Below are 1,682 nucleotides of genomic sequence, written 5' to 3' on the forward strand. Positions count from 1 at the left end.
GCTCGAAGATCACCACTTCATCGACCCGGTTGATGAATTCCGGACGGAAGTGCGTGGTCAACGCGTCCATCACCGCCGCACGCTGAGCTTCACGATCACCCACCAATTCCTGGATCTGTGCCGACCCCAGGTTGGAAGTCATCACGATCACCGTATTGCGGAAGTCCACCGTACGCCCGTGGCTGTCCGTCAAGCGACCATCCTCCAGCACCTGCAGCAAGATGTTGAACACATCCGGGTGCGCCTTCTCGACCTCATCCAGCAGGATCACCGAGTAAGGCTTGCGCCGCACGGCTTCGGTCAGATAACCGCCCTCTTCATAGCCTACATAGCCTGGCGGTGCGCCGATAAGGCGAGCCACCGAGTGTTTCTCCATGAATTCGGACATATCGATCCGCACCATGGCCTCTTCAGTATCAAAGAGGAACTCGGCCAGGGCCTTGCACAACTCGGTCTTACCCACACCGGTCGGGCCGAGGAACATGAACGAGCCGCTTGGACGGTTCGGGTCGGACAAACCTGCCCGGGAACGCCGTACCGCGTTGGACACCGCCACCACGGCCTCTTCCTGGCCGATGACGCGCTGATGCAACAGGCTTTCCATCTTCAGCAACTTGTCGCGCTCGCCTTCGAGCATCTTAGACACAGGAATACCGGTCCACTTGGAGACTACTTCGGCAATTTCTTCCTCCGTCACCTTGCTGCGCAGCAACTGGTTTTCAGGCTTGCCGTGCTGGTCGACCATCTGCAGGCTGCGTTCCAGGTCCGGGATCACCCCATACTGCAACTCGGCCATGCGGTTCAGGTCGCCTTTGCGGCGCGCCGCTTCAAGTTCCTGGCGAGACTGCTCGATCTTTTGCTGGATCTGCGCCGAACCCTGTACTTCGGCTTTTTCCGAGGTCCAGATTTCTTCGAGGTCCGAATACTCACGTTCCAGGCGGACAATTTCTTCCTGGAGTTTTTCCAGGCGCTTCTTGGCCGCTTCGTCTTCTTCTTTCTTCAACGCCTGGGATTCGACTTTCAGTTGAATCAGGCGCCGATCCAGGCGATCCAGCACTTCCGGCTTGGAATCGATCTCCATACGGATGCGGCTGGCCGCTTCGTCGATCAGGTCGATAGCCTTGTCCGGCAACTGGCGATCGGTGATATAGCGATGGCTCAATTTGGCCGCCGCAATGATCGCACCGTCGGTGATCGCCACCTTATGGTGGACCTCATAGCGCTCTTTCAGGCCACGCAGGATCGCGATGGTGTCTTCTTCGCTCGGTTCTTCCACCAGCACTTTCTGGAAGCGACGCTCAAGGGCTGCGTCCTTTTCGATGTACTGACGGTATTCGTTGAGCGTAGTAGCGCCGACGCAGTGCAACTCACCCCGCGCCAAGGCGGGCTTGAGCATGTTGCCGGCGTCCATGGAGCCTTCGCCCTTACCGGCGCCGACCATGGTGTGCAATTCGTCGATAAACAGAATGATCTGCCCTTCCTGCTTCGACAATTCGTTAAGCAAGGATTTGAGGCGCTCTTCGAACTCACCCCGGAACTTGGCACCGGCAATCAGCGAGCCCATATCCAGAGACAGCAGGCGCTTGCCTTTGAGGCCGTCTGGCACTTCACCATTAATGATGCGCTGGGCCAAGCCCTCGGCAATCGCGGTTTTACCCACGCCAGGTTCACCGATCAACACC

General features: G+C 58.1%; 1 protein-coding gene. It reads right to left on the bottom strand.

Annotated elements, in window-relative coordinates; translation table 11 throughout:
* On the bottom strand, window positions 1-1,682 hold a 1,682-nt coding region (locus BKD70_RS22860), incomplete at both ends, for an AAA family ATPase (protein ID WP_070415458.1).

Source organism: Pseudomonas sp. BS-2016 (assembly GCF_001806145.1).
In the GTDB taxonomy this organism is placed as follows: domain Bacteria; phylum Pseudomonadota; class Gammaproteobacteria; order Pseudomonadales; family Pseudomonadaceae; genus Aquipseudomonas; species Aquipseudomonas lundensis.